The organism is Paenibacillus sp. J22R160, from assembly GCF_059692135.1.
Genome location: NZ_JCAUAU010000002.1, coordinates 82,142 through 108,806, shown reverse-complemented (window position 1 = coordinate 108,806; position 26,665 = coordinate 82,142). Strand labels below are relative to the sequence as shown.

Annotated in this window: 25 protein-coding genes; 6 read left to right on the top strand and 19 right to left on the bottom strand. The window is 45.9% G+C overall.

Going from position 1 to position 26,665, the window contains the following annotated elements; all coding sequences use genetic code 11:
* Nucleotides 1-11: 11 nt before the first annotated feature.
* The 6 genes from AC58UW_RS03880 to AC58UW_RS03855 form a co-directional block, all read right to left on the bottom strand.
* Nucleotides 12-944, bottom strand: coding sequence for an ABC transporter permease (locus tag AC58UW_RS03880; RefSeq protein WP_497419410.1), 933 nt, complete (start codon nt 942-944; stop codon nt 12-14).
* Between the two features lie 3 nt (nt 945-947).
* Complete coding sequence (locus tag AC58UW_RS03875; protein ID WP_497419409.1) at nt 948-1,880, bottom strand: ABC transporter permease; 933 nt, start codon at nt 1,878-1,880, stop codon at nt 948-950.
* A gap of 106 nt (nt 1,881-1,986) precedes the next feature.
* On the bottom strand, nt 1,987-3,669 hold the full coding sequence (locus tag AC58UW_RS03870) for a peptide ABC transporter substrate-binding protein (protein ID WP_497419408.1): 1,683 nt from the start codon (nt 3,667-3,669) through the stop codon (nt 1,987-1,989).
* A 402-nt stretch (nt 3,670-4,071) separates the two neighbouring features.
* A complete protein-coding gene (locus AC58UW_RS03865; RefSeq protein WP_497419407.1) occupies nt 4,072-4,470 on the bottom strand; it encodes a DUF3397 domain-containing protein in 399 nt (132 codons plus the stop codon).
* 17 nt (nt 4,471-4,487) lie between these two features.
* Nucleotides 4,488-5,447 carry a ketopantoate reductase family protein gene (locus AC58UW_RS03860; protein WP_497419406.1) on the bottom strand — a complete coding sequence of 320 codons (960 nt, stop codon included), beginning with the start codon at nt 5,445-5,447 and terminating at the stop codon, nt 4,488-4,490.
* 108 nt (nt 5,448-5,555) lie between these two features.
* Nucleotides 5,556-6,209: an RsfA family transcriptional regulator gene (locus AC58UW_RS03855; RefSeq protein WP_497419405.1), complete on the bottom strand. Its 654-nt coding sequence runs from the start codon at nt 6,207-6,209 to the stop codon at nt 5,556-5,558.
* 367 nt (nt 6,210-6,576) lie between these two features.
* Between AC58UW_RS03855 and AC58UW_RS03850 the strand changes: the two genes are divergently transcribed.
* A complete protein-coding gene (locus tag AC58UW_RS03850; protein ID WP_029196536.1) occupies nt 6,577-6,807 on the top strand; it encodes a DUF2626 domain-containing protein in 231 nt (76 codons plus the stop codon).
* Nucleotides 6,808-6,866: 59 nt separating this feature from the next.
* Here the strand turns inward: AC58UW_RS03850 and AC58UW_RS03845 are convergent, their stop codons facing one another.
* Nucleotides 6,867-7,988 (bottom strand): class I SAM-dependent methyltransferase, encoded by a 1,122-nt coding sequence (locus AC58UW_RS03845; RefSeq protein WP_497419404.1) that lies wholly within the window; start codon nt 7,986-7,988, stop codon nt 6,867-6,869.
* An 89-nt stretch (nt 7,989-8,077) separates the two neighbouring features.
* On the opposite strand from AC58UW_RS03845, the gene AC58UW_RS03840 reads away from it, so the two are divergent.
* The 3 genes from AC58UW_RS03840 (at nt 8,078) to AC58UW_RS03830 (ending at nt 10,766) form a co-directional block, all read left to right on the top strand.
* Nucleotides 8,078-9,043, top strand: coding sequence for a hypothetical protein (locus AC58UW_RS03840; protein WP_497419403.1), 966 nt, complete (start codon nt 8,078-8,080; stop codon nt 9,041-9,043).
* Between the two features lie 123 nt (nt 9,044-9,166).
* Nucleotides 9,167-10,240: a coiled-coil domain-containing protein gene (locus AC58UW_RS03835; RefSeq protein WP_497419402.1), complete on the top strand. Its 1,074-nt coding sequence runs from the start codon at nt 9,167-9,169 to the stop codon at nt 10,238-10,240.
* A 37-nt stretch (nt 10,241-10,277) separates the two neighbouring features.
* Nucleotides 10,278-10,766, top strand: coding sequence for a hypothetical protein (locus tag AC58UW_RS03830; protein ID WP_497419401.1), 489 nt, complete (start codon nt 10,278-10,280; stop codon nt 10,764-10,766).
* Nucleotides 10,767-10,820: 54 nt separating this feature from the next.
* Here AC58UW_RS03830 and AC58UW_RS03825 read toward each other — a convergent pair whose 3' ends face one another.
* The gene (locus AC58UW_RS03825; protein WP_497419400.1) at nt 10,821-12,152 is read right to left on the bottom strand and encodes a PhoH family protein; all 1,332 of its coding nucleotides are present in this window, start codon (nt 12,150-12,152) and stop codon (nt 10,821-10,823) included.
* Nucleotides 12,153-12,262: 110 nt separating this feature from the next.
* Here AC58UW_RS03825 and AC58UW_RS03820 point away from each other — a divergent pair, with 110 nt between their 5' ends.
* Nucleotides 12,263-12,808 (top strand): YhcN/YlaJ family sporulation lipoprotein, encoded by a 546-nt coding sequence (locus AC58UW_RS03820; RefSeq protein WP_497419399.1) that lies wholly within the window; start codon nt 12,263-12,265, stop codon nt 12,806-12,808.
* A gap of 42 nt (nt 12,809-12,850) precedes the next feature.
* Here the strand turns inward: AC58UW_RS03820 and AC58UW_RS03815 are convergent, their stop codons facing one another.
* The 8 genes from AC58UW_RS03815 to AC58UW_RS03780 all read right to left on the bottom strand — a co-directional run bounded on the left by AC58UW_RS03815 (nt 12,851) and on the right by AC58UW_RS03780 (nt 21,649).
* Nucleotides 12,851-12,994 carry a hypothetical protein gene (locus AC58UW_RS03815; protein WP_497419398.1) on the bottom strand — a complete coding sequence of 48 codons (144 nt, stop codon included), beginning with the start codon at nt 12,992-12,994 and terminating at the stop codon, nt 12,851-12,853.
* A 178-nt stretch (nt 12,995-13,172) separates the two neighbouring features.
* Nucleotides 13,173-13,454: a hypothetical protein gene (locus tag AC58UW_RS03810; RefSeq protein ID WP_497419397.1), complete on the bottom strand. Its 282-nt coding sequence runs from the start codon at nt 13,452-13,454 to the stop codon at nt 13,173-13,175.
* Nucleotide 13,455: 1 nt separating this feature from the next.
* Nucleotides 13,456-13,887 (bottom strand): hypothetical protein, encoded by a 432-nt coding sequence (locus AC58UW_RS03805; RefSeq protein WP_497419396.1) that lies wholly within the window; start codon nt 13,885-13,887, stop codon nt 13,456-13,458.
* Nucleotides 13,884-14,162: a YlaH-like family protein gene (locus AC58UW_RS03800; protein ID WP_497419981.1), complete on the bottom strand. Its 279-nt coding sequence runs from the start codon at nt 14,160-14,162 to the stop codon at nt 13,884-13,886. Before AC58UW_RS03800 ends, AC58UW_RS03805 begins: the two co-directional genes overlap by 4 nt.
* A gap of 135 nt (nt 14,163-14,297) precedes the next feature.
* Nucleotides 14,298-16,139, bottom strand: a complete 1,842-nt coding sequence (typA, locus tag AC58UW_RS03795; protein ID WP_497419395.1) for a translational GTPase TypA — start codon at nt 16,137-16,139, stop codon at nt 14,298-14,300.
* 164 nt (nt 16,140-16,303) lie between these two features.
* Entirely contained in the window at nt 16,304-16,786 is a 483-nt protein-coding gene (locus tag AC58UW_RS03790; protein WP_497419394.1) for a LiaF transmembrane domain-containing protein, read from the bottom strand.
* Nucleotides 16,787-16,884: 98 nt separating this feature from the next.
* Nucleotides 16,885-19,734: a VWA domain-containing protein gene (locus AC58UW_RS03785; protein ID WP_497419393.1), complete on the bottom strand. Its 2,850-nt coding sequence runs from the start codon at nt 19,732-19,734 to the stop codon at nt 16,885-16,887.
* The gene (locus tag AC58UW_RS03780) at nt 19,718-21,649 is read right to left on the bottom strand and encodes a vWA domain-containing protein (RefSeq protein WP_497419980.1); all 1,932 of its coding nucleotides are present in this window, start codon (nt 21,647-21,649) and stop codon (nt 19,718-19,720) included. Before AC58UW_RS03780 ends, AC58UW_RS03785 begins: the two co-directional genes overlap by 17 nt.
* A gap of 170 nt (nt 21,650-21,819) precedes the next feature.
* On the opposite strand from AC58UW_RS03780, the gene AC58UW_RS03775 reads away from it, so the two are divergent.
* Nucleotides 21,820-23,028 (top strand): MFS transporter, encoded by a 1,209-nt coding sequence (locus tag AC58UW_RS03775; RefSeq protein WP_497419392.1) that lies wholly within the window; start codon nt 21,820-21,822, stop codon nt 23,026-23,028.
* Nucleotides 23,029-23,033: 5 nt separating this feature from the next.
* Here the strand turns inward: AC58UW_RS03775 and AC58UW_RS03770 are convergent, their stop codons facing one another.
* Genes AC58UW_RS03770 through AC58UW_RS03760 form a run of 3 tightly spaced genes read right to left on the bottom strand, consistent with a single transcriptional unit; the run spans nt 23,034 to nt 26,648 of the window.
* Nucleotides 23,034-23,945 (bottom strand): DUF58 domain-containing protein, encoded by a 912-nt coding sequence (locus AC58UW_RS03770; protein WP_497419391.1) that lies wholly within the window; start codon nt 23,943-23,945, stop codon nt 23,034-23,036.
* On the bottom strand, nt 23,942-24,931 hold the full coding sequence (locus AC58UW_RS03765) for an AAA family ATPase (protein WP_497419390.1): 990 nt from the start codon (nt 24,929-24,931) through the stop codon (nt 23,942-23,944). The genes AC58UW_RS03770 and AC58UW_RS03765 overlap by 4 nt, the downstream gene beginning before the upstream one ends.
* Before the next feature lie 34 nt (nt 24,932-24,965).
* On the bottom strand, nt 24,966-26,648 hold the full coding sequence (locus AC58UW_RS03760) for a DUF8809 domain-containing protein (RefSeq protein WP_497419389.1): 1,683 nt from the start codon (nt 26,646-26,648) through the stop codon (nt 24,966-24,968).
* Nucleotides 26,649-26,665: the final 17 nt, after the last annotated feature.

Below are 26,665 nucleotides of genomic sequence, written 5' to 3'. Positions count from 1 at the left end.
TTCACCCCTTCTTACTTGCGCATTTTTGGATCAAGCGCATCACGAAGCCCATCGCCGAGCAAATTGAAGCTTAACAAGATTAAGCTGAAAATGATTGTCGGGAAAATGAGGCGATGCGGATATAACCGAATATAGTTGGCGCCGTCAGACAACAAGTTACCAAGCGATGCCAGCGGCGGCTTTACACCTAGACCGATAAAGCTTAAGAATGCTTCGGTAAAAATCGCAGATGGAACTACGAATGTAATTTGTACGATGATGATCCCAAGCGCATTCGGAATCAAGCTGCGCATAATGATTCTCATTGGCGATGCGCCAAGTGTACGAGAAGCAAGTACGAATTCTTGTTCTTTGAGCGTGAGCATTTGACCACGTACCAAACGAGCCATTGGAACCCAACCCGTTATGGCCATAGCCAAAATAATAGAAGGAATACCAGATCCAATAACCATGATGAGTAGGATCGCGATCAACAAGAAAGGAATCGCATAAACGATTTCAATAGCACGTTGCATCACTTCATCCACTTTTCCGCCGTAATAAGCAGAAATACCACCATAGATAACACCAACAACTAAGTCAATTAACGCGGCTACAATCCCGATGAATAACGAGATACGAGTTCCCCACCATACACGTGTCCAGACATCACGACCAAAGTCATCTGTCCCGAACCAATGTTGGGCGTTAGGAGATATATTTTTTATTTTAAGATCCTGCGTCTGATAATCGTAGCTTGAAACAAATGGAACGATAATCGCTAGTACGATTAAAGCAACCAATATAATTAAGCCAGCCATAGCCAGTCTATTTTTCTTAAGTCGTCTCCAAGCGTCCTGCCAATAATTAAGCGAAGGTCTTACGATTCTTTCGCCAGTTAATGTTTCTTTTGCAACGGGAGCAAACTTGTAGCTAGTCTCTGTTGCGTTATTCGGAGTTTGCATGAATTATTTCCCGCCTTTCCCAAGACGAATTCTAGGGTCTACAAAACCATACACAATGTCTGTGATAAAGATTACCAAAATAAGAATGGCCGAATAGAAAATCGTCAATCCAGAAATCATGGTGTAATCGTTCGAATAAACCGATGAAACGAAATGTTTACCCAAACCTGGCACTGAGAAAATTTGTTCAACGACAAGGGTACCTGTAATAACGTTTACAAATATTGGGCCGATAATGGTGATAACCGGTAAGATCGCATTTCGAATTGTATGTTTCACAACAACCGTAATGTTGGATAAACCTTTGGATTTAGCCGTTTTAATGTAATCTTGATTCAGAACATCTAACATCGATGTACGCATCAAGCGAGCCAAAATGGCAATGGTTCCGAAAGAGAGTGCGATGGCCGGTAAAACACGATAGCTTGGCCCTTTCCACAAACCTGCTGGAAGAATACCCCATTTAACACCAACATAGTACGAAAGCAATGGACCTAGAACGAATGATGGGATGGAAACACCCAAAATTGCGATAAACATAGCGGTGTAGTCGCCTGCTTTGTTATGTTTAAGCGCCGCAATAATCCCTAAAGTTAGACCAGCAATAATCGCAATTGCGATTGAGATCAAACCAAGCTCCAAGGAAGATGGGAAGGCTTGTCTGATAATATCTGTAACCTTGTGGGCAGGGAATTGAAAGGAAGCTCCTAGATCGCCATGGATGATATTGTTCATGAATGTCAAATACTGTTCCCATAACGGCTTATCTAATCCGTATTGCTTCAGCAGCATATCTCTCGTAGCTTTAGGAATCTTTTCAGCGCCTTCTCCTAGTGGATTCCCTGGTAAGTTTTTCATCAATACGAATGTAAATGATGCGATCAGCCATAACGTGATAAGCGCGTATAAGAAACGGCGAAGAATGAACTTGACCATATTGCTCCTCCTTTAATAATTTAAAGCTCTAAGAAATTTAGAAGAGGCCGCTCCCACGAGGTGCGAACGGCCCCTTCCTTAGATTCAAAACTTTATATTTCAATAATTACTTAACAGAAGCCCATTTCAATTCCCACTCTTGACCGAAGGAAGGAAGAATCAATCCATCGATACTTGGCTTTTTCAAATAAGCGCGAGTACGGAAGTAAAGTGGAGCTACACCTTGATCATCCATCAGGATTTTCTCAGCTTCAACCAATGACTTCGCACGTTTGGAAGGATCAACTTCCGCTTGAGCAGCTTTAACTAGTTTGTCATACTCTGGGTTGCTGTAATCACCTTCGTCAAACTCTCCACCAGTTACCCACATATCCAAGAATGTCATTGGATCGTTGTAATCAGCGCCCCATAGGGAAAGAACGATATCGAAGTCATGTTTGGAAGACAATTCGATGCGCAGTGCGTGTGGTACTGGGTTCGCTTCTGCTTCGTATCCAAGATTTTGTTTCCATTGTGCAAGGATGAACTCAAGTGATTTTTTCGCAGTTTCAGTATCATCTGCATTCACTTTCATTTTTGGAAGAGCTGTCAAGCCAGCTTCTTTCAAACCTTCAGCAAGCAATTGTTTTGCTTTAGCTGCATCGAATTTCGGTTGAGTGTCGCCAGCAGATTTACGGAAGTCGCCGCCTGCACCGTCAGAAGTACCACCAGGTACTAGACCTGTTGAAGGCACGGAACCGTTAGCAAGAACTGTATCTACGTAAGCTTGACGATCGATTGCCATACCTAGTGCTTGACGGATTTTCTTGTTAGCCAAGGCTGGAACTTTTTTCGTTTGGTACATCAAGTAGGAGTTAGTCAACTCTGGTTTAGGCAGATTGTCTGGCTTACCAGCGTAAAGTTTCAATTGATCGCGGTTGATTTCAGTCAAATCAGCAGCGTCAGTTTCATACAGGTTAAGACCTGTGTTGGAATCTTTTACAATGTTAATTGTTGCTTTCGTGATTTTCACGTTAGCAGCATCCCAGTATTTATCATTTTTAACAAGCTCAAGTGTTTGGCCGTGATCCCATTTGCTAAGGATGAATGGACCTGCACCGATAACTTTGTCAGCTTCTGCGCCGTATTTATCGCCAGCTTTTGTTACGAAATCTTCACGTTGTGGCAAGAAAGTTCCGAACGCAAGCATTTGTGTAAAGAAAGTAACTGGTTTCTCAAGAGTGATTTGAAGTTGCTTGTCGCTAATTGCTTTTACTCCAAGAGCATCTTGAGCTTTTTTAACTTCTTCAGGAGTTTTAGCTTTAGTAACAGCTTCTCCACCTTTAATCCAAGCTACTACGAAACTATATTGCCCTTTTGTAGCAGGATCTAATGTACGTTTGAAAGAATAAACGAAATCTTGCGCTTTAACCGGTTGACCATCAGACCAGTTCGCGTTATCACGAATGTCGATTGTGTAAGTCAAACCATCCGAAGAGATTTTCGGCATATCTTTAGCAAGACCAGCAACTGCTTTGCCGTCTTTGTCTGTACGATAAAGACCTTCGTTAAATGCGCTAATGAATGTAAAAGCAGCATTTGCTGTTGCTTTGGAGCTATCCATTACCGGCGGCTCTGCAGTAAAGTTAATTTTAATTTCTTGCGGTTTGTTGGAAGCTGGTGCCGTAGTACCTTTTGTATCTCCGGATGGGGATGCAGAAGGAGTTTCCTCACTTTTCGCGCAACCAATTGCTACACTACCCATAAGCGTTAATGCTACTGCTGTTGTAACCCACTTTGTCGCTTTCATAAAACGCCTCCTCTAAAATTATGTATGTCTAGAATATCTATGGTTAGGTGTATTTTGATAGTTTTCTTAACATCAATCTCACACCATGCACCCGAAAATAAATGAAACCGCTTCAGACATGTCATAATATCTTACGTGAACCTCTGGTAAAAAAAATTACTAGACTCTACGCAAGGAATTATAACATATAACCACGCTTTGTCCAGACTTAATTTACCTTTGTAAGAATAAAAGTTAGAAACAACGGAATTTATAGTGTCTTCCGGATTCTAATTATACAACCATCGGTCAATAAAATCTACACGATTTTCATTGTTATTTTCTACAAATCTCAAATAAATATTACAATGACAAGCAGAAAAGTCTCTTTTTTCGTGTAATTTCAACAAAAGAGACTTTATTTTATGTCGAAAATATATAATTTTTGCCAATATGAACGAAAAAAAGCAAAATGTAAAGCGTCGAAAGCCCTAAAAAGCTAAGCCTCCATACCACTCTGCTTACTCTTAACAAATCCGTTTTACCTTTCAAATGCGTTTGATAACCGCCAATAATTCCAAAAGCGATAAGTAACACAAGGGTGATCATCCAGAACCCAAAGTTTGTATGAAATAATTGATTCCACATCAATGAAACTGAACCAAGGAGAAAAAAGGTCGTAACATCCATTGTCAGTCTAGTCGTCATCTTCTTATCGCGAAGAAAGAAAAACACTAGAAACCATAATAAAACAAAAGTTATAAACGGTGCAACTGCCAGGACTGCATAAAGTGTGGAAATCCAATTCATCAATACATCCATCATCTTCAACCACCTAATTATTCTAGTGCTTTCACTAATCGGTACACAGTGCGATGTGTAGGAAGATCGAGTCTCAGTGCTTCGGCCATCTGTAATAAGCTTCCGTTTATTCGGTCTATTTCAGTGGTCCTGGACTGTTCGATGTCTTGGAGCATAGATGAATGATTCCTACTTGTAGCTTCACAAACAGTTACAATGGTTTGCCACAACTCATCTGGCAGCTTGATGTCTTTGGCCTCAGCCACTGAACAAGCCTCCCGGTAAAGGTCTAGCATCAGTTCTTTCGTCCAAGCTGATACCAGCAGTTCTCCATTTTTCACACGCAAAATAGCTGTAAGCGGATTAATCACAGCATTAATAATCAATTTACTCCAAATTCTTACCTCCATGTTCTTCGACATCATTGTCTGAAATCCTGCCTTCTCCAGCAAGTTTACTAACAAAAAGTGCGTAGAATTTTTATGATCAAGATTTGCAAGCTCAGATGCACCTATGTAAGTTACCCCATGACCCGTGTGAGAGACCTCCGTGAGGCTTTCTCGTCTAGCTCCTTCTGTCGTCACAGCAAGTAACAGCTTATTCTCTCTGTGCCCTTCATTTAAGACAGCCTCATGTCCAATTCCATTTTGGAAGCTAACTATATAAGTGCTCTTTGAACATCGAGAATCTATATATTGCGCAAGTTCTTTCGTAATAGCAGGCTGCTTAACCATAAGAAATATATAATCTAAAGGCTGCTCAGAACTAGTCCCACTGTTCAAAGACTCCTTGTCTTCTCGGTAATAGCTAAATTCTATGAAACCACCGCGAGTTGTCCTATGACGCTTGGTCGTACCACCTAGCATTATGCCTTCCTGAGCAAGTTGTTCGGCTTGTTCTTTCGTTCTTGCAATTACGGTCATATGTTCACAAAAAGAGGACAGCTTTGCAGCAAATAAAAGCCCCAAAGAGCCTGCTCCGATTATCATGATTCGCATTCTAGTACCTCCGCTCATAGCTTTCGTCATCATTATACAACAAAAAAGCCTCAGTCCAAGGATCCTCCTTGATCTGAAGCTTTTCTTTCATTGGAGCAGAAGGCTAGTTCACTCTACTCTTTCTAAATTCCCATTCGCATCCATCTTGAAACGCGGCTTCTCTTCTTCCTCTTCTTCCACCAGAAAGGCCATCTTCCGCGCACGGTCCATAATTTGAATTAGCGCTTTGTAATCATCATTAACAACCCGATAATCCGTTTCAACTTCGTTCACTTGTTTATTCAGCTTATGATTTTCTCTGCCCAGTCTATCTAGTTCGTCTTCTTTGTCCTGCAGTTCTTTTTCCAAGTTTTTGATATGACGATTCATGTCTTGGTACGTGTTTCTCCATTGTCTCAAGAACCTGATCACTGCATCAATAGATAACGTTTCTTCTGTAAATGCTTCCGTTTTACCCGTTGACAATTCCGGAGCATCCAACAGACCAATGGAAGATGATCCTGAGATGGATACAGCAGCATGTTTCTTAAGCTGCGTTCTTTTTTGGCGCTGCGCTTTCGCAATTTGGATGGCTGCCTCATATTTTTTCCTCACAAAGCTGTTCCATCGAAATCCACACGCAGCAGCCGTACGTCCAATGCGTTCCCCGACTTCTTCAAACGCAGATAATTGCGTGCTTCCCTCTCTAATGTGACGCAAAGTCACTTCCGCTAAGATTAAATCGTCTTCATCGCTCCAAGCATCTTGTCTTATAGCCGACATAAGGTTAAACCTCCTAACATAATGTACAGATGCAACGAACTGAAAGAGGTGAACCCCTGATTCGATGGGCCATCTTTCAGTATGAATAAAGAAGAATCAATTCGTGAGTACCCGTGTATAAATTGATTCGTGCCATTATTACTATTTCTATGCCCGTACTAGAGTTCATAGAATCTATTTGATACTAAATGGTATTGCCAAATTTTTTGACACTCATACATGGGAATCCGATAAAAAGGCATACTACATCTATATGATGAAATGTTTGCAATTTCGTCACCGTTTGACGGTTTACACTACTCAGTTCAAAAGGTATAATGTGTTGTAGTTAAAGTGCAACGTGGTACGAGAGGGGGATGTAACGAGAATGGATCGCATGTTTCGGGTTCTAGGTTTTTGGACACTTGTTATCGCACTGATGAGTTTAGCCGGCGATATGATACCTATGTCTCTGATTTTCTTTTTCCAAACAGCTGTATTCGTCATTCTAGGCTATATGCGCTTGTCAGAACGAACTTACATATTGTTGTTCTGGGGATATATGATTATTTCCTTCAGTGGTTTTACGTACTGGTCATTTTTCAAAATGTCTGTTTAGTACCGAGACAAACAACAAACAAAAAGGTGAGCCAATGGTATCCATTGGTTCACCTTTTTTCATTTCCTCGCAATAAGCACCTTGAACAGTTCACTCATTTGGTCGCTAAGGAGCAGTTGCCTTATAGCCCTATTGCGCTTAGAAACATCGCTAAAGGGATTGGGATCGTAATGACTTTGTAATTTGTCCAAAATACCACAGTCCACAAGAAACTCCCTTTGTGTTTGTAGCCGGCAACCTGCAAAACCATTTTGCCTCGCGGCTGCTTCCAGCGCAGTAAAGTTTACATGGGACGTCAGATCTTGCTCTCCTTGATAAATCCATGGATTATCGTGCGCCTGATGCTTACGATAGCACATCAATGTGCCCAAGTGTCTATGGGCGGCGTACAATTCTTGTTCAACATCACCATAGTCAATAATCAGGCAACTCCCACTCGTCATCCGCTTAGATACTCGAGAAATCCACGCCTCACTTTCAAGATTTAGCTCTCCGATTTGACCATCTAGCCATTGAACCTTTAACCGGTTTATGGTGTCTAATAGAGGCTTGGACCTGATAGGCAGCCAAATTTCACTAAACATCCGATCTTGTTCCTGCCGTGTAACATAAGATTCTTGGTAAGCCCCGTCTATATAGCGAACTCGATGAACCGGAAAAGCATCCAACAGCTCATTCGCAAAAATAAACATATGCTCTTGAGGTTCCTCATCCAACCATTCCTGTTCACTTGTAAACCGAAGAAGCTGTTCGTGCTCTTTCAGAGCAGTACGCTGAAGTCCGCGATGAAAAGCGCTAGTTTCAATTATCGTATAGGTTACACGATCGTAAAGTGCCGGGATATTTATTTTTAATTCATCCAGGAGGTGCATGGCCATTCGACCATTCCCCCCGCCCCACTCAACGAGATGTAGCGATTCTAATGCAAGAAGTTCCCGCCTCTGAAGCTCATCTCCGATTAAGGATGCTATCATTTCACCCATGACAGATCCGATGGAAGAACTGGTATAGAAATCGCCTTCTTTCCCGATCTTAAGGCTCTCATTTCGATAGTAGCCATAAGGCTCGCTATAAAGACATAATTCCATATAGTCGCGGAACGAAATCGCTTTTTTTTCTGCGGAATGAATGGCTTGAATGATGGTTGAAACCACTTCCGGATGTCCGAGTTTAAAATCCAATTGAAACCATCTCCATTTCTTTACTTAAAGACAAAGCAGCAGGAAACCATTATAATGAAAAGGATCATGGAAGGAGAGACAAAACGCGCATGTCAAAGAAGTGGATAACCCTTACAGCGGTAACAGCAATCAGCCTGCTATCGTTGACAGCCTGTACAGACAACACTAAAGTAAAAGAAGCCTTAGAACAATCTCTCAGTAAACAGAAGGAAATGAAGTCTTACACATTTGAGGGAAGCACAACGCTCGCCATCAGTGAAGGCTTATTGAAAACATCAAACCCTTTAACGAATGGCCTTTTAACTTTGGTCAAAGACAGTACGATTGATTGGAAAGGTATCAGCAATGTAGAACCGCTCCAATTCCAAACAGATTTGAAAGTAACCCCTAAGGGCTCTACGACCTCTTTCGAGATTCCAATTCTCATTAAAGATAGCAAAATGTATTTTAATATGCCAGCATTAAATAAGACTCCAGACGAGTACTACGCGATTGATTTGCAGCAAATAAGCCAAACGGGCAAGAGTCCTTTAACGTTGGATACGTTGAAAAACACTTCCCAGCTTTCCACCTCACTAGGCAATCTAGTATTTAGCGGCATTGATCCAAAATGGTACAAAGAAGCCAAGGAGCCTGTCAAACTGAAAGACGGATCATCGGCCAAATCCATTAGTGTTGAGCTTACAAGCAAAAATGAGAAAGACATCAATACTGTATTTCAAACGAAGTTACCTGAGTTTATCGGAACTCTTCAAAATAACGGCTTCTTAACCGCCGACAAAGCAGATCAGCTAAAAAAATCGCAGCCTGCTGCTATTCAGCTGAAAGCTCCAAGCAAAATGGTCGTCGCAATTGACAACAGCGGCTTTATTCGAGACCAATCCATCGATGTCGTTTTTCTAATGACCGTCGATGGCAAGCCTCAAGAGAATCATATCGTCCTTCACCAAACGTATGACGCTATCAATCAAGCGACTGCTTTGACGAAGGAAGTACCGAAGAATGTCAAAAGCTTTGATGATATCCTGAAGCTTATAGCACCTGCCAAAAAATAAGACACGATAGGAAATACTTACTTCGTCCCCGGAGGTAAGTATTTTTTTGTGCTCCAATTAATAGAAATATGATAATCTGTTCATAGGGGGAGAATGCGTTCAATGACATATAAATTGTTAACTATGATAATGTCCATGCTGCTGATGATACAACTTACGCTTCCGCTCCAAACTGTGCTAGCCGAAGAGAATAAGCCAGGAGTCGACGAAGCCAAGGAACTCGTCCAGAAAGGACTTACCATTTTTGAAATCGATAAAGAAGTAAGCCGACTTAATGAGCAAGACGCCAAGATCGTCCTGCAAATCAAGCAAAATGAACAAGATATCACGAAGCAAAACAGTCATGTTGACAGTACACGAAAACACGCCGGTAATGTGATGAGGGCTTATTATACAGGAGACAGAGATTCAATTTGGATGCTGCTGTTTTCCGTTAGTTCTTTTGCCGATGCTTTACGGATGTTCGAGTACTTGCAAATGATCATTTCCAACGATCATCGCGCGTTAGCAGCTTTTACAGAATCGTTTAACAAATTGAAAAGCTTAAAAAGTGAATTGGAAACATCACGTGTCGAGTTGCAAAAGACGAAAGATAAATATCTTGAACAGCGGGAAAGACTCGTAAAGCTCCAAGAAGAGTTGGACAAACAACTCGCTGTCAGCGCTCAAGCCTCGGTCATCGAAACACAAATTAAGAGTTTGAATGATCAGTGGAAATCAGAGGGCATCCCTTTATTCCGTGAGTATTTGAAAAACTTGTCCGCGGCGTTCCGGGAGCTTCCGCAATATGTAACGCAAGAAAGTAAATTCATGGACCTATCTTCCATTAAAAATCCCGTTATTACGATCAGTGATACAGATTTCAACGCCTATCTGCATGGCAAAAATGAGTCGCTGCAAAATTTGAATTTTCAATTCACTGACGGTTCCATCATCGCCAAGGGTCAAAAGGATCAAATACAGATCACGATCGAAGGTCGGTTCTTGTTGAAGGAAAATCCCGACATGAATGAGGTTCGTTTTGCCGTGGATAAGCTTGAATTCAATGGCTTCCAGCTGCCCGATACGACGATTGAAGATTTTACAAAGGAGTTCCAACTCGGCTTTGTACCGAAAAAAATCGTCAGTTACCTGGATGTCGTCAGCGTAGAAACGAAAAACGGCATCGCAGTTGTGAAACTCAAATTATCCCTGTAAACTAGCTATGGATCAATAAATAAAGCGAGGATGTACAATGGAAGCAAAAATTGGACTTTTAATGGATGTACCTGATGGCAAGTTAGGCGGTTTTTATGCCCAGATTGAAAAAGCACTGGCAGGCAAAGCAAACATATTCGATCAAGACAACGAAATGTTAATTGTCAGCTCGGAGGCTGAGAAATTTGCCGTTATTGAGGTTATGGCGGGACTTAACGTGAATACGGATCAAATGGCATTGCTATTGCTGCCATTAGACGCCGAGTTAACAGATCTTTTCAGTGATTATGGATTTACGAGCGAAGGTGAAAATAACTACTTGTACGAGAAACTCGTTGTCTCCTTCCGATTCACGGAGGATAGCAAGCAAACAGAAGTTGATCAAGCATCGCTTCAAATTGAAGAACATCTTCTCGCGCTATACAAGGATCATGGGCGTGATGTTTATGTTGTCGATCGCCAGCTCGAAGAGCTTATGCAAGGTATTGCCAAGGCTTATCGGTGCCGCATTGAAGTATTAGCCTAGAACAAGTAAAAACCCCTCTTCCCAGGATATCCGGGAGAAGGGGTTTTACTTGTTTTAGAGCAAATCGGCCGCTAACTGGGCCAAATGTGAACGTTCGCCACGCTCCAGCGTAATATGACCGCTGATGCCCTCTTGCTTAAATCGTTCGACCACATAGGTTAAACCGTTGCTTGAAGCATCCAGGTAAGGATGATCAATTTGGTCAGGGTCACCTAGTAAAACAATTTTACTGCCTTCGCCTACACGGGATACGATCGTTTTGATCTCGTGCTTGGATAAGTTTTGAGCTTCATCGATTATGATGAATTGTCCAGGGATGGAACGTCCACGGATGTAAGTAAGAGCTTCGACTTGAATGCTGCCGAGACCAGCCAGTACCTTCTCAATATCTCCCGGTTTCTTCGTATCGAATAAATACTCGAGATTATCATAGATCGGCTGCATCCATGGACGCAGCTTCTCCTCTTTTTCACCAGGCAAATAACCAATATCCTTGCCCATCGGAACAACTGGTCGAGCAATCAGCAGCTTCTTGTATTTGCGGTCATCTTCAATTTTCATAAGTCCCGCAGCTAGCGTTAATAGCGTCTTACCCGTACCCGCTTTCCCTGTGAGGGTGACGAGCGGGATATCGTCATTGAGCAAAAGCTCAAGAGCCATGCGCTGCTGCGCATTTCGCGCGGCAATTCCCCAGATGGGATCGTTACTCATAAAGAGCGGCTCAAGTTTTTTGGCATCCGTCGTTACTTTCAGCAGAGCTGATTTAGAAGAACCCAGCTCATCCCGTAAAATAACGAACTCATGCGGATGAAGCATATAACTCAAATTCAATGATGTCACGGTTAAAAACCGGTATGAGTAAAATTCATCAATCACAGACGGATGAACATATAAGGTGATGCAGCCAGTGTACATATCAGTCTGAGCTACTATGCGATCGGTTAAATAGTCCTGCGCAGGAATGCCAAGCACATCGGCTTTTATCCGCACCAGCGTATCTTTACTAACGATAACAACAGGTCTCGGAACATCATTGGCCTGCTCTTCCAAATGATAATTGAGCGCGACGGCAAGTATTCGGTTATCATTGGTTAACTCTGAGAAAGTATCTTGTAGTTTCGCAAAGCTTCGATGGTTAAGCTCTACTTTAATACTACCGCCTCGTTCAAGGCTAATGCCGTCAGATAAGGTACCCTTCGTCCTTAACCCATCGAGTAATCGGGAGACATGTCTCGCATTTCGGCCTATTTCATCCGCATTTCGTTTCTTAGAATCGATTTCCTCCAACACCACGGCGGGTATGACTACTTCATTATCTTCGAACGCGAATAATGCATTAGGGTCCTGAAGCAGTACATTGGTATCTAACACGTAAATTTTTTTCATTGGTGTGTCCCCTCCCAGATTTGGCGTCAGATCATTGGTTATATTTCGTACATACAACCTAGCTGTGCAGGACAAACTAAACGCGAGATTCAAGGAAAGGATCGATTCAAGTGAGACTATTGTGCGTATTATCGTTGGTACTGACCCTCGCGGTTGGCTGTAGTCAAGCGCCGAAAAGCGGTGCCCCCTCTCAAGATACAAATCAAAAACAAGTAAAGGTGCAACAAATTGCTCCGCAAAAGCAAGAAATAAAAGATTCTAAAGCTGTTGCGGATCGTTTGGAAAGCCTAGCCACCAGTATCCCACAGGTTGAAAGTGCGCATTGTGTTGTATTCGGCAATACCGCTGTCGTTGGCATCAACCTCAGAAAAGATATGGATCGCTCGAGAGTCGGCACCGTCAAATATTCAGTAGCAGAAGCACTCAAGAAAGATCCGTACGGTGTGAATGCCATCGTAACAGCAGATCTTGATCTAGATCAACGGCTGCGCAACATTCGGGATAACGTAAAAGCAGGAAGGCCGATTACCGGGTTCGCTGAGCAAATGGCGGATATCATGGGCCGGGCTATGCCTCAGCTGCCGCGTGATATACGCAATCCCCAAGACAATACAGGACCTAATGACGCGAACCAGGCCGGGAATCCAAATCCATAATTCGCGGAAAGATAACAAAAAGCCTGACTGCACATAGCAGATCTAGGCTTTTTTTATCGCATCAAAAACTTGGCCGGGTGGCTTGACGGATACTCGGCATGCAAAAGTTTTCTCATATTTAACTGTTGTCATCATTGGGGCGCGTTCAATCAATTGCTCCGGTAAAGCTGTGATGGGTTCAGCCATATCGCTTGCGCCTCCTACTAGGTGGTTGAAAACGCTACTTACACTAACAGTATAGCATAGCTGGTGGCAAGCGTTCCACCTTTATGCATCTATTTTCAGGTCATGCGAACACTCCTTTTTAACCCAGATATACCTTATTGTACGTCGGATTAAAAAAGTTATGTCGCCAAAATTCCTGCTATTGATTATTGTAAATGGGATTAGCACTAATATCATCCAACAACTTCTCAGCGGATTCGCGATCGAAGCTCTGCCTGCTCTTGATCCCCTCGCGTTCATAAGAAATGTGAATTTTCATTGGATCTGTTACATCTAACAGTTCAATATGACTGACTCCATGGTCTTCATGCAGCATCATTGCGAAGAAATCAAGTGTTTCCTTGGCAGCCTCATCGCTAGGTCTAGCTTCACTGACAATGTGCATCTGCAGCCAATTGAAAAACGTATCTTGGAGATTCATCTTAATGCCCATCCTCTCTAAGTAATATAACGTCATAACCTAACTCCAACCAACGGAGCCATTGATTTCTCCAACTGCTATGCTCATGAACTAAATCACATTCATGCAAAGAGGAGACCAACTCCATAGCTTCCTTTCGCGTAAGCAGACGATCAAGAAAGGCTTCTGCACAATGCGACAGATGAAAGGGCTTACCATCAAAGCTGATTACCTCAGGCTGTTCTAAATCCAAATCTATAAGTTCTGAACCACATAGCTCTTCGTCGTCGCTTAACAGCAGGCTGGATTTAAACATCGCAAGCAATCTGGGATGCCTCCCGTTAGCCAACTCTCGAAACGACTCCAAAGTTATCAGCGGCGTACAATTTAGACGGTCAGCACCAAGCACTAATGGCGAGTAATTCACAATCGGAGTTAGCCAGTATCTCGTCATTCCGGACTACTGCTTCCGCTTCTTTTTTCGATAAAATAACGCACCCGAACTAGAAACATGAGAGCTATCGCTACAGTCAAGCAAAGCACAATCGGCAGTCCTACCAACTGGAAACCAAGCAGCATAATTGAACCGATCGCCATAAGCAAGTAAACAACGGCCGTCTTAAGGACTGGTAATTTGCGAGTGCGAAAAACTTTGTTATACACATAAGACATGAATATAAAGATCAACAAATAAGTGATGTAAATGTGATTTCCAAACCATTCGTTCAAAGCTGTCAACACCATACACTCCATTTCGCTAAAAAAAGTAAAGTCAACTTATTCATTATCGCTCAAATGCGCAAATAAATAAAGGGAAATGCAGCCGGACGGCTGACATTTCCCCTATTAAGAACACTTTGTGAACTAGACGTTAGCTTCAGCTGTTTTACGTTGTTTCTCAGCACGCTCACGTTCGCTTTTGTTCAAGATCTTTTTACGAATACGAACGGATTTTGGCGTAATTTCGCAATACTCATCATCGTTCAAATACTCAAGAGCTTGCTCCAAAGAGTAAACGCGAGGAGTTTTCATTTTCACTGTTTCTTCTTTGTTGGCGGAACGGATGTTGTTTACCGCTTTTTCTTTACAGATGTTCACGATGATGTCGTTATCACGCGTATGCTCACCAACGATCATGCCTTCATAAACTTCTGTTTGTGGGTGAACGAAAAGGATACCGCGATCTTCTACGGAAAGAATACCGTACAGCGTGGAAACGCCAGTTTCGCTGGAAACAAGCACGCCTTCATGACGTCCGCCAACGTTTGCTCCTTGGTATGGACCATAGCTATCGAAAGCATGGTTCATAATCCCATAACCGCGAGTTAGCGTTAAGAAGTTCGTTCTGTAACCAATCAAACCACGCGCTGGAATCAAGAACTCAAGACGAACGTTGCCGCTGCCGTTGTTGATCATATTAACCATTTCCGCTTTACGTGAACCTAAGCTCTCCATAACGGAACCCATGCTATCTTCTGGAACGTCGATGATCAAACGCTCAATCGGCTCCATTTTTTGACCGTCAACTTGACGGATGATAACTTCTGGTTTGGAAACTTGCAATTCAAAGCCTTCACGGCGCATGTTTTCAATCAAAATACCTAAGTGAAGCTCACCGCGGCCAGATACGACGAAAGCATCAGGGCTGTCAGTATCTTCAACGCGCAAACTTACGTCTGTTTCAAGTTCTTTGTACAAACGCTCACGAATTTTACGGGAAGTCACCCATTTACCTTCGCGACCTGCGAAAGGTGAGTTGTTCACGACAAATGTCATTTGAAGTGTAGGCTCATCGATTTTCAATACTGGCAAAGCTTCCGGATTCGCTGGATCAGCTACCGTTTCACCAATGTTGATATCTTTGATACCGGCAATTGCAATGATGTCCCCTGCAGCTGCTTCTTCAATCTCAATACGTTTCAAGCCTGTGAAACCGAAAAGCTTCTCGATTCTTGCTTGCTTTTGTCCGCCTTCGCGTGTCATAACGGCAACCGTTTGGCCTTGACGAATTTTACCGCGGTTCACACGGCCTACGCCGATACGACCCAAGTATTCGTTATAATCCATCAGTGTAACGAGGAATTGCAGCGGTTGATCCACATCTTCTGTTGGAGCAGGAATATGCTGAACGATCGTTTCATAGATAGCTTCCATGTTCTGATCTTGCTTATCAGCCTCAAGACTGGAAGTCCCTTGTAACGCGGAAGCGTAAACCACGTGGAAATCAAGCTGTTCATCAGTTGCACCAAGTTCAATGAACAAGTCGAGAACTTCATCCACAACTTCAGTTGGACGAGCATTCGGACGGTCAATTTTGTTAACGACAACAACGGGCTTAAGATTGCTTTCAAGGGCTTTACGAAGAACGAACTTTGTTTGCGGCATTGTACCTTCGAAGGCATCAACAACGAGCAAAACGCCGTCAACCATCTTCATGATACGCTCTACTTCACCGCCAAAGTCGGCATGTCCAGGAGTATCTACGATATTAATCAGGTAATCTTTATAATTAATAGCTGTATTTTTTGCAAGAATGGTAATACCGCGTTCTCTTTCGAGATCGTTTGAGTCCATCGCTCTTTCTTGGATTGCTTCATTGTCACGGAATGTACCGGATTGTTGAAGCAATTTATCTACGAGTGTTGTTTTGCCGTGGTCAACGTGAGCGATAATTGCAATATTGCGGATCTTTTCTCTTGCTTGCATGAATGTCAAACCCTCTCTACCCTATAATTTTCGTCTCTGTTCATAAAACAAGCGTCGGACAAAAGCGCCGACGCTTGACATTTATGTTTATTATACGCAGTTTCTCGACATTATGCAAGGTAATTGACAAGCAACATCAAACTTTTACATAAAACACATATGGATTACCACACATTTTTCCTGCGAAAAATCATAAGAAGCCCAGCTGCAACAAGGATCAAAGCGATTACATATATCCCTAATTTGACAAGCAGCGTGATCCCGAAAAGAACGATTGAAATAATACCAAGCACTAGTGCGCCAATCCAAACCCCTCTGTCGCTTCCCCGATCGAATAGATGGAGTTCATACAATCCAATGGCTACGCCGAGAATAAACCCAGGCCAGAGATAGCTCATAGACCCCCAACCAAATATATTGCAGAAAAAAAACATCAAGCCATACGTCGTCAAAATACCTCCAGGAACAAGTACACCTGCCGGCCATGTGCGGTTAAAGTACAAGATGTGAAAAAGCAGTCCGGGTGCAAGCAAAACAAGAGGCCAGAAGAAGGAAAAAATAAAGTGAATAACGCCTAATTTCCCAAGAAGCAATAATACGGCCAGGCCAATTAACAGGATACCGATGGAGTAGCTATTTCTAGCCATAAGAATTCCCTCCTATTTCACTTGTCAATTCAATGTCGTTTTCGACACCATTCAACAAGTAGTTTATCGTACCTTGCTCAAAATTACTAGCCTGCAAGCTATTTGCGGCCACCGCCGCGCCGTTTGGCCTCCAGCAAACGGCTCATGCTGTCCGGCGGCGCTCCGCCAGCCGCCGGAGCCTCCGGAGCCGCAACAGGCTGCTCCGGCACGGGCCGCGGAGCGGCCGGTGGAGCGTCGCCTGCGGCCCGGCGCTCCGAACCGCGCTGCAGCTTATGCTCCGCAAGCTGCTTGCGTTCACGGAGACGCGCCAGCGGCGTCTCCGCCGAGGGCGGGCCCGCAGGAGCGGCCCGCCGTAGAAGCGCCCGGGCCCACAAGCCGGGCGGCAGTGCAAGGCGGCGCGCTGCGATGTCCATCAGCAGCAGCGCAAGCGCAGCCATCAGCAGGTACTCGCTGATGGCGATGTATCGCTTCTGCGATGCAGAAGCGAAGGCGAAGGCATCTTCCGGATGCTCTAGCGAGAGCATCCGTCCGCCTGTAAGCTCAGCCAGCTGCTGAAGCTTGCTGAGCCCAGAGCCGTCCGTGATCCGGTATTCTGGAGAATACGGGATCACGATGCCGGTCGTCGAGCTGCCAATGACGCGACTTGGCGCCTCCCCCTCGCTGCCTCGGGCGAGGAGCTCGGTTTTGGCTAGATATACGCCAGACTTATCCACAGATAGCTGTGCTGAATAATCGCCAGGAGCTGTAGACGTGAAAGTTAACTCCTTCGTGCCTAGATTTTCATCTGTCACGGTAGCTCGAAGCTCTCCCTGCCCGCTTGAACTATCAAGTTCGGAGTTGCCGACCTTGGCCTGGAGCGTCAACTCATCGCCCGATAAATGGCCGTTCAATTCCAGTGGCGAGGATTGAAATTGCGGAAAAGTCCATTTGATTATGCTGGTAAGCATCGGCGCAAAAGATGACCATGTGACCCAGGATGAGGACCACGCACCGGTAACATCGCTAGTCCAGGCTACGGACCTTCCTGAGCCATACTGCCACCTTGCCAAAACGGGATCAGGCTCGGGACTGGACAGCACCACTTCAGCTGCCTCCTTCGGTGTTGCAGCGATGTAGCCTTGGAGCTGCGGCAGACCTCCGCCCCACAAGCTTCCCCAATCTGAACCGCCGGTTACAGCAGGCACGAAAGGCTGATTAACTACATAAGTTCGGGATATAAGAACAGCTTCGCGGCTAAAAATAGCCGGAATCGTCGTTTGATCCACCGCCGCGTAATATCTGCCCTTGGACAGCTCGGCAAGTTTACTTAACAAAGCTTGATCCGCATCTGTTCCAATCGCTACCGTCGACATCGTGATGTTTTCCTTTTGCATCTCAGAGGTTAATGCTTCATAACTTTGTGTCGTTGCAGATTGACCGTCTGTGAGCAAAATGATATGCTTCCGCTGGGCATCCACCTTCGATAATTTGGCAAAAGCTTCTACCACTGCGGTATAAATTTCAGTTCCCCCGTCTGCAGGGATCGAATTGATTTTCTGAATGACCTCCGACTTCGCATTCAACTTTTGAGGCTCTACATACCAATTTGGTGAAGAATCGAAGCCTAGCACCCCAAGGGTATCTTTTTCCCTTAAAAGATCAACCGTTCGTGAGGCGGCTTCTTGTGCTAGCTTTATTTTCTCTCCGGACATACTGCCTGATTTGTCCATGACTAACACAATACCCAGTGACGGAATTTCCCGCTTCCCTCGCAAATCCATGTATACCGGCAGCGCTCGCTCAATTGGCGTTTTGAAATACCCGCCTAAGCCGTAGCTGTTATCTCCTCCAAGCATGACAAGGCCAACACCGTAATCGCGGACCGCACCTTCGATCATTTCCATTTTGAGCTGAGGGATTTGAGTCGCCGCAGTATTATTGAGAATAATGCTTTCATAACCGGTATAAGTCACAAAATCATTGGATAAAAGCTCTGGTTGTATGGTTTCATAAGGTATCAGAGCAGCTTGCAGCGCTCCCTCCACATTTTGTGAAATGCCAGCTTTCCCCTCTACAATAAGCACTTTCGGAGGCCCTTGCACCTTGCTGAAAGCGTAGTGCGTGTTATTGGCTGAAAGCTCATCACCTTCCATATACACTTCAGCACGATAGCGATGAAAGCCTGATTCTTTGGCAAGTGACTGAAGGGCAAACCGATTCTCTCCCTTAGTAAGCTCAAGAGACTGTACAGACATTTCTCGATTGTCCTCATATATCCGCAATTGAGCAGGCCCTGAGCTCGTGGAACGAATAACGACCTCTATCGTATAGGCTTCAGCTTGATAGAGTTTTTCTGGAACGCGAACCGCTTCTACTGCTGCATCTTTATGCTCCTTGCCAGCCAGAGGAACAACGTCTACCTGAATCCCACGATCTCGGAGCAGCTTTCCTTGACGAAGCATATCTCCCACATTCTCTTCACCGTCCGACATGACGATGACACGCCCTGCATTCCCTTTCGTAAGGAGGCTTGATGCTAGTTGTAAACCTGAAGCTACATTAGAGAATTGAGGGTTCGAATGGGTTGTAAATTGAAAACCTTCCATACCTCTTGTGTCAAGCGGCTTCTCAATCGAAGCTTGCAGGGCTAATGAAACGACACCGGCTTCGTCTTGAGCGGATCCGCGAGCTTTTGCCGCGTCCCGTATCCACTGCGCTTCTTTGGCTTCTTCCTTTACGCTGTCTGAGCGGTCAACCGTGAATACAACGCTTTTGTTATTGAAGCTAGTAAACAGTTGAGCTCCCGCCAACGCCATTATCAAAAGGAGCAGCACAGCGGCACGCAGCGTAATAACGACCTTTTTTCTTGCCCCTTGCAGCCGGTGGAGGGTTCGCCAAATCCACCACAAGTAAGCTGGCAGCAGCAAAAGCAAGAGTAGGACGAGGGAGTGTTTAAACTGAATGCCCACGCCGGTACACCTCCCATTCCATCACAAGCAGCAAAAGTAAAATCATCACAACCCAAGGAACTAACGAAGTCAAACCTAAGCTAGGATCATTTTCTTTATTTATTAAAGCTTGCTGATCAGTTTCTGGTTTCATGCTGAGCTTATTGTCCGTTACAGCGTTCACGTTGGATTCTCTAGCATCCATTACCACTTCGATTAAGCGCGCACTCACCTCATGTTCCGCCTCGTCAAATTCTTTAAACGTGTACAATCCCGGGAGCTTCGGCACGGATTGCCTTGAAGCCAATACTTTTCCATTAAGATCTGCTGCCTGCTCTTTAGCTCCCGCTTCTCCTTCGGCTGTCCATACCGCTTGAACTGCCTGGGGATGCAAGCTGACATCAATCCGCTCCCCTGCTATGACGCGGCCAAGATTACCTCCCTGATGCTCAGTTAACCAAGCAAGGGCATTTTGCACAAGAATAGGGAATTCAGACCTAAGAGCCATATCTGATTGTTCAAGTGGAAAATTAAACGATACTCTTGCAGCGCCTTCTTCCACACCTGCCAAGATTAATGGAATGCCATCTGTGGATACGATTACTTTCTCCCATGGCAGAATCGCTCGGCTCTGTGCTTGTGCAACATTCACATCCTGAAGACGAATATAGCGCATGATAGGGTGATCTTCGATTGAAAAAGGAGATTTGCGCGCTATAGCCGTCCGTGACGCTCCAGATGATGCAAACCGCCATATGGGTTTAGAAGCTAGAAGCTCTTGCCATTTGCTTGTCTTCAAGGCAGATTCATCCACACCATCTATGATGATGAGATCCGGTTTCAAACCTATTGGAGGCGGGTAAGTACCGTCCTCGCTTTTTTGAACGTGAAGGACATCAGCCTTAGCCAAAAGGAGCGCTTTTTGCAAGAAAAGATTCCCTTCCCCTACATAGGCGATTTGCGTTCGCCCTGTCCCCTCTGGAAAAGCATAGCTACTATTGTCAGCTTCCAAGGAATCCTTTGTTTCTAATTGAAACTTGTACACATTGGCGTGAGACAGCTTTTCCATAAATAGCGACTTTTGCTCGCCAGCCTTCAGCTGCAACTTATCGGTCCGTACTGCCTGTGAATCCGCAAATAGTTTTGTTTCCACCTCGGTGCTCACGGTCCCCCAATTTTTCAGCACGGCGACAGCGCTGACTTCCGTCTCCCTGTTTTTGACTCCGAATTGGGAAATTGACACATTAACGACAGCCTCCTCTTCGGAGGGTAGAGTAGTTTCAATACTCTCCTGGGCACTGACGATCTGAACGGGTACCGAAAATGCGATATCCTCCACTTTCTCTGGCCACTGCCTGTCCGTATAGATGCGTACTTCCCCATCGGATTCTTCACGCGTTAGTGCGGAAACCAAAGACAACGATTCCTGAATATTCGTTTTTCCATAAAAAGGGGATATCTTATCCAAGGCATCTCGAAGCGCCGAAGCGTTCGATTCCTTTTGCAAAATCAGCTCAGGCTGGTCCTTAATGACCAAAAGAGAATACGTACGGTTCTTAGCTTCCTCTTGTACATAGGATAGGATGCTATGTTTAGCTTGCTCCAATCTTGTTGAGCCTTCGTTCGTTAGTGCCGCCATACTTGCTGACGTGTCAACTACAAAAAAGACATGCGATTTCACCGATTGCTGCCCCCGAATCACAGGCTGCATCAAAGCTAAAACAAGAAAGATGGCTGCTAGCAGCTGAAGCAGAAGCAGTAATTGGCGTCGGAGACGCTGCCACGGTTGGTTAGCTTCTTGCTCGCGGAGTATGCGCCGCCAAAGCAGGTGGCTGGATATCTCTGTGTCGATATATCGGCGTTTCAACATATACAACAGCACAATGAAGGGTATAGACAAAGAGAACCACAGCCCGCTTACAGTTGCGAATTGCATAAGTGTCACCTTTCCGAAACGATTATTAGTCTAAAACATACTCTTCGGTGGATTACGTTACCTCCTACTTCATGTTGCGTTCAATTACCTTCCTCTGGGCATACTGAAAGGCGTGCTGCCTGATTTCCCTCTATCTAACAGGTTTGCCTACGTTCAACACGGGAGGTCACATGAAATCTTTATCTGAACATGAAAAGAAAATACGGAAACCGCTCTGGACAAAAGCCTTTCTCGTCACATCACTGTCCAATTTACTGCTTTTTTTTAGTTTTCAAATGCTAATCCCAACCATTCCTACGCATATATCGCAGTTAGGAGGGAATGACCTGCAGGTCGGGCTCGTCATCGGTATTTTTACCATTTCATCACTACTAACCCGCCCCTTTGCCGGGCGAGCGCTTGACCTTCTTGGGAGAAAACACGTATTGCTTGTCGGGTTAGCTATTTGCGCGCTGACGATAGCCGGCTATTCGTATATGGCTGTTATTACACTCATTCTTGCCGCCCGGTTCGTTCACGGGATCGGTTGGGGCATATCTACAACATCCTTAGGAACAGTAATCGCTGATATCATTCCACCCGAACGCCGCGGGGAAGGTATGGGATATTACGGATTGTCCAATACATTTGCCATGGCGCTTGCTCCGCTTACCGGATTATGGATCATGCAAACGTACGGATTCCATCGCGTTCTTTTGATTTCGACGCTGCTGGCAGTGCTTTCCTTATTTAGTTCACTTTTTATCTCCTATGCCAAACCTTTACCTGTCAAAAATTCGGCACAACGGCCGAAGCTCATTGACCGTTTATGGGAACGCTCGGCTTTGCTCCCTTCAATTTTGCTGCTATGCACAGCCATTTGTTATGGAGGGATTGTGACTTTCATTACTTTATTCGGTCATGAAGCCGGTATTTCGAATGTAGGTTGGTTTTTTCTATGCAATGCCTCAATGGTGCTTATTGTCCGGCCTATTACAGGTGTGCTTTTTGATCGCAGAGGTCCTGAATGGGTACTGCTGCCTGGCGGTCTTTTCACGTTAACTGGGCTGCTCCTGCTTTCATATGCTCACACTGAGCTCAGCTTGGCCATTGCGGCATTATGCTACGGGATCGGCTTTGGTTCGATACAGCCCGCTTTGCAGGCATGGACGATTGCTCGCGCTGCCCCTAATCGGCGCGGTGCGGCGAATGGAACCTTTTTCTCAGCCAACGACTTAGGCATAGGACTTGGAGCCATGGTTCTTGGCGCCTTAGCGAACTTAAGTGGAAGCTATGCGCTCATGTACCGCTTCTCAACCGTACTTATTATTGTGTTTCTGCTTATTTATGGATGGAGCTTTTGGCACGTTTGGCGCAGGGTACAGCTTCCGCAGCGATAAGAAACTTACCGCACCAAGCCGCTGCGCCGAAGTTCTCCAAGCAGGAAATCTCCTGGCGAAACATCCGTAACTGCAAGCAAATAGGTGATTCCGCGTTCATGACAAAAAGCCCTCACCATTTGCGTATACTCCATCGCGGCTGCCCTGTACTCCTGAAGCACTTTGTTGCTCATCGCCACTTCCCTCGCTGCTCCTGACTCGCTGTCGATAAGCCGCAGCTCACCGGCTAGTTTGGGATCAAGCTCCTCAGGAGCAAGCACTTGCACCGCGACGACTTCCTGCTTGGCCGCTTGGATATATTTCAAGGCGTCTTCAACGCCCTCCTCATATAAAAAATCAGAAAAAATCCAAGTCATCCCAGATTGACGAGGTAAAATAGCTGGATTTCGAAAAACCGCTCCTATATCACCTGTCCCCGCAGGGTCGCAATTCCCCAGAAATTCGAATAGCCGATGCGAGCTTCCTTTGCCGCGGAGAAGCTTCATCTGCTTTGTCATTTGTGTCGTAAAAACAGCCGCGCTGACGCGGTCATAGCGATTCAAGGACAAATACCCGATTCCTGCAGCCAGTTGTCTGGCGTACTCCCATTTCGAAAGACGAACAGAATCGGCTCCCTCTTTCTTCCCGAAATTCATTGAAGCGGACGCATCTAACCATAAGTTAACCTGAAGCTCCTGTTCATCCATAAATAGCTTAATAAAAGGCTTACCCGTCCTGCCGTAGGCATGCCAATCCAATTGACGCGTATCGTCTCCTGGTGAGTACAAGCGATAATCTGCAAATTCAAGAGAAGCGCCTAAGTCTTTGGAGCGTCTTCTCCCCTGCATGGTTCCTCTAATCCGGCTTTTTGCGGCAATGCTCAATTGATCTAACCTGCGCATCAGCACAGGATCTAGCAAATGCCCCCCGCTGCTCATCGACTTTGCTCCATGGAACTGATAATCGCAGCGATGATGTTGTCAGGTGATATGCCCATAGCTTGTCCCTCGAAATTCAGGAACAGACGATGCCTTAAAGCTGGTACGGCTACCGCATGCAAATCTTGCTTGGAGATGTGGAAACGACCTGCAAGAAATGCACGCACCTTTGCTACCGCGATTATCGCCTGCACCCCGCGTGGCCCGGAACCGAAACGCACATATTGCTTGACCGCCTCTGGCGCTGTCTGCTCTTCAGGATGTGTATTCATCAAAATCTGAACGGCATAATCCAGCATATCGTCAGTAACTAATATTTCTTTCAAGCCCTTTTGGATATCTTGAATCAAGCTGCCATCCGCCACTTTCTCCGCTTGAAGATGAAGTGCAGAGGTCGTGCGCAGCACAATTTGTTTCAGTTCATTTTTACTCGGATAAGTGACATGAACTTTGAGTAGAAAACGGTCCAGCTGCGCTTCTGGAAGAGGGTATGTCCCTTCTTGCTCTAACGGATTTTGCGTTGCTAGCACAAAAAATGGAGAAGGCAGCATGTACGTCTCTGAGCCAACTGTTACTGTCTTCTCTTGCATCGCTTCTAACAATGCACTCTGAGTCTTCGGTGTTGCCCGATTGATTTCGTCGGCTAGCACGACATGTCCAAATAGGGGACCTTTTTGAAATTTATACGTCGTCTCGCCTTGCGTCCCGAATTGGATAACATTTGTCCCTGTAATATCCGCCGGCATTAAATCAGGCGTGAACTGAATACGTGTGAAGCTGAGATCTACCGTATCTGAGATCGTTTTCACGAGCATCGTTTTACCGAGTCCCGGAATTCCTTCTAGCAGAGCATGTCCTCCGGCAAATATGCACCAAAGCAGCTGCTCAACCACCTCTTCCTGTCCAACAATGACACGGCCAATTTGCTCTTTCATCCGGGAGACAACTTCTCCCCATGCTTCTAATTGCCCCTTCGACTCGACCATCTGCTCCTGCTCCCCTCCCGAATGCCCAGCTTACTTATCTTTGAGGCTGTATTTCAAGAAAATAATCTCGCACCAAATTTTGCATGTGCTGCGGCAACTCAGAGCGGTTCAACGCGCTCGAGGCTTCCGCTGCGTAATCGGCATAGACATCCTCGTACGGGCGCGAAGCACCGTCCATCGCTGGAGCCGAGCCGCCTTGGCTTACTTCGCCTCCGCTGCCGCTGGTAGGACCGCCGTCGGCGTATGTCCCGCCTGTGCCAGAGCGCTCGCGCGGCGTCGCCACAAACCCTCGCGAGCCAGCACCGGTGCCGCCCTGCGTGCCGCCAGCTCCGCTGCCTGCGCCCGTGCCTCCACCGCCGCTGCTGCCCGTGCCAGTACCCGTGCCGCCTTGCGCACCGCTGCCGGCACCGCTGCCTGCGCTGGCACTGCCCGGGCTCGTGCCTGCAGAAGCGCCGCCCTGGCCCTGGCCTTGGCCAGCCGCTTCCGGCGCCGTGCTTCCGCCGCTGGCCGCAGCGAGCTGCTCCGCACGGCCGCCTGGCGCCCACGCTTGCCCGGGCTGCGCCCCGCTCGCGGCAAGTTCACGCGCCTGCGGCAGCGCACCGGCGGCAAGGCTCGCAGCCGCCTCCGCGGCTTGCGCTTGCTGCTGCGCCAAGGCTTGCTGCGCGGCGCTGGCAGCCGTCAGCCCTGCCTGCAGCTGGCTCAGCTGCGCTGCAGCATTTTCGCCGCTGCGCAGCGCGCCTGCGGCCTGCTGGAGCTGCTCCCGAAGGAGCTGCTCCTGTTCCGGCGTCGCAGCTGCAGCAGATGCTGCGAGGCGCTCTAGCTCGCTGGCGAGGAGCTGCTTCTGCTCAAGCGGCAGCTTCTGCACTTGCTCGCTCAGCTTCGCCGTCTCACGCTGAATGTTCTCTGGGCTATTCTGCTCAAGCGCCTTGCCGAGCTCTCGAAGCGCTTGTGTCCGCTGCATCGACTCCGACCATTGTTCCGATCGCATCTTCTGCTTCTCCAACTCGCCAATACCCGCTTCCATTTTTTTTAACGCTTTTTCTAATTCATCCAAAGCTTTCGCTGACGTAGGGGTTTGCCCCAGTCTGCGCTCCAGCTCATTTAAATCTTCCGTCATTTGCTTTATCACAGGGTGCGGAGAAGGTTTAGTTTGCAATTGATTATGAAGCTCATCTGCATGTTCCTTCTGTTCTTGCACCCATGCTTTATCTTTGGCGGACTGCTGCAATATCGCATCTTTGGGATTGGGCAAAAACAGCAAGAGAGCACATACTGCGACAAGGCTTGCACCAGCCACCCACATCTTTCTAGCGACACGCAGCGATACGACTTGCTTTAACTTGCTTTCTACGAAAAAAGCACCCTTTTCAAGCGCATCCCGCCTTTGCAGCTCAGCTATCAAAGATGTTTGCTCTTTATAACGAATCGCTGTTATCATTCTATCTTCCAAGCCATTGTCATCAAGCAATTTTGCAGCGTCAACCATATTCGGCCGGCGAACGAATAACCATATTCCTCCTGCCGCAAGAACTGTCGCCATACTCAGCAAAGCACTAACCCGGTAACCGCTTATCAGAAAAATTCGTCCCAGCGCCATCCACAAGCAAGCCATGCCTAGTCCAATGATCAAGCTTCGCAGGAAAAAGTGAAGTCCTTTAACTTTTAACATCCGCAATTTGACTGGGAACAGCAGCTCGTCCAGCGATGTGAATTTCATCGTGGGGCATCTCCTTT

Excerpts from the sequence above, each read along its gene's own strand:
- AC58UW_RS03835 (WP_497419402.1), top strand. The coding sequence starts at position 9,167 with ATGATAATGTCCATGCTGCTGATGATACAACTTACGCTTCCGCTCCAA.
- AC58UW_RS03765 (WP_497419390.1), bottom strand. The coding sequence starts at position 24,931 with ATGGTCGAGTCGAAGGGGCAATTAGAAGCATGGGGAGAAGTTGTCTCC.
- AC58UW_RS03810 (WP_497419397.1), bottom strand. The coding sequence starts at position 13,454 with ATGAATCTCCAAGATACGTTTTTCAATTGGCTGCAGATGCACATTGTC.
- AC58UW_RS03855 (WP_497419405.1), bottom strand. The coding sequence starts at position 6,209 with ATGTCGGCTATAAGACAAGATGCTTGGAGCGATGAAGACGATTTAATC.
- AC58UW_RS03825 (WP_497419400.1), bottom strand. The coding sequence starts at position 12,152 with ATGAAAAAAATTTACGTGTTAGATACCAATGTACTGCTTCAGGACCCT.
- AC58UW_RS03880 (WP_497419410.1), bottom strand. The coding sequence starts at position 944 with ATGCAAACTCCGAATAACGCAACAGAGACTAGCTACAAGTTTGCTCCC.
- AC58UW_RS03860 (WP_497419406.1), bottom strand. The coding sequence starts at position 5,447 with ATGCGAATCATGATAATCGGAGCAGGCTCTTTGGGGCTTTTATTTGCT.
- AC58UW_RS03870 (WP_497419408.1), bottom strand. The coding sequence starts at position 3,669 with ATGAAAGCGACAAAGTGGGTTACAACAGCAGTAGCATTAACGCTTATG.
- AC58UW_RS03830 (WP_497419401.1), top strand. The coding sequence starts at position 10,278 with ATGGAAGCAAAAATTGGACTTTTAATGGATGTACCTGATGGCAAGTTA.
- AC58UW_RS03815 (WP_497419398.1), bottom strand. The coding sequence starts at position 12,994 with ATGGCTGAACCCATCACAGCTTTACCGGAGCAATTGATTGAACGCGCC.
- AC58UW_RS03775 (WP_497419392.1), top strand. The coding sequence starts at position 21,820 with ATGAAATCTTTATCTGAACATGAAAAGAAAATACGGAAACCGCTCTGG.
- AC58UW_RS03805 (WP_497419396.1), bottom strand. The coding sequence starts at position 13,887 with ATGACGAGATACTGGCTAACTCCGATTGTGAATTACTCGCCATTAGTG.
- AC58UW_RS03780 (WP_497419980.1), bottom strand. The coding sequence starts at position 21,649 with ATGCAATTCGCAACTGTAAGCGGGCTGTGGTTCTCTTTGTCTATACCC.
- AC58UW_RS03875 (WP_497419409.1), bottom strand. The coding sequence starts at position 1,880 with ATGGTCAAGTTCATTCTTCGCCGTTTCTTATACGCGCTTATCACGTTA.
- AC58UW_RS03790 (WP_497419394.1), bottom strand. The coding sequence starts at position 16,786 with ATGGCTAGAAATAGCTACTCCATCGGTATCCTGTTAATTGGCCTGGCC.
- AC58UW_RS03770 (WP_497419391.1), bottom strand. The coding sequence starts at position 23,945 with ATGAGCAGCGGGGGGCATTTGCTAGATCCTGTGCTGATGCGCAGGTTA.
- typA (WP_497419395.1), bottom strand. The coding sequence starts at position 16,139 with ATGCAAGCAAGAGAAAAGATCCGCAATATTGCAATTATCGCTCACGTT.
- AC58UW_RS03760 (WP_497419389.1), bottom strand. The coding sequence starts at position 26,648 with ATGAAATTCACATCGCTGGACGAGCTGCTGTTCCCAGTCAAATTGCGG.
- AC58UW_RS03850 (WP_029196536.1), top strand. The coding sequence starts at position 6,577 with ATGGATCGCATGTTTCGGGTTCTAGGTTTTTGGACACTTGTTATCGCA.
- AC58UW_RS03865 (WP_497419407.1), bottom strand. The coding sequence starts at position 4,470 with ATGGATGTATTGATGAATTGGATTTCCACACTTTATGCAGTCCTGGCA.
- AC58UW_RS03840 (WP_497419403.1), top strand. The coding sequence starts at position 8,078 with ATGTCAAAGAAGTGGATAACCCTTACAGCGGTAACAGCAATCAGCCTG.